Here is a 654-nt window from a genome sequence, read left to right on the forward strand (position 1 = left end):
GCCCGACGAAACGCGTCGGGTTGGCGAGGTCGGCCCAGCCGCTCAGGCGTGAAGTGGTGTCGCTCATGCGGCCCTACATAGACCGGCGGCGCGTTTGCGGCAATCGAGCGGTTGTCGCAGCCTTCCCTTCTCCCCTTGTGGGAGAAGGTGGATCGGTGCGCAGCGCCGAGACGGATCAGGGTGTTGGAAGGCATGAGGCGGTTCACCGCAAGGCTATGCCAAGGTGGAACACCCCTCATCCGAACGAGCTTCGCTCGGCCACCTTCTCCCACAAGACAAGGGGAGAAGGAAAGACCTTGAGACTACGCGGCCTCGTTCACAGTACGGCTGAGGCGGCGGACCTCCTCGTCGTTGAGCAGGCCACCGGCGCGCAGCAGGCTGGCGAAGCGGCCATTGCGCAGCGACAGCTCGGCGAAGCCACCCTGCTCGACCACCCTGCCCTTGTCCATGAACACGACCAGGTCGGCGTCACGCACCGTGGTCAGCCGGTGGGCGATGATGAAGGTGGTGCGGTTGCGGCGCAGCTCATCGATCGCTTCCTTGACGCGATCCTCGGTCTCGACGTCGAGCGCGCTGGTCGCCTCGTCGAGCACCAGGATCGGTGCGTCCTTGAGCACGGCGCGGGCAATGGCGATGCGTTGGCGCTCGCCGCCC

Annotated in this window: 2 protein-coding genes; both read right to left on the reverse strand. The window is 66.2% G+C overall.

The window, feature by feature from the left end; translation table 11 throughout:
- Window positions 1–194, reverse strand: a 194-nt coding sequence (locus tag EN745_RS36640; protein WP_210213793.1) for a hypothetical protein, incomplete at its 3' end; no start/stop codon positions are given.
- Window positions 195–302: 108 nt separating this feature from the next.
- Window positions 303–654 (reverse strand): ATP-binding cassette domain-containing protein (locus EN745_RS35525; protein ID WP_127423356.1); only part of this gene is annotated, 352 nt, incomplete at its 5' end.

This window comes from Mesorhizobium sp. M4A.F.Ca.ET.022.05.2.1, assembly GCF_003998845.1.
Classification (GTDB): Bacteria; Pseudomonadota; Alphaproteobacteria; order Rhizobiales; family Rhizobiaceae; genus Mesorhizobium.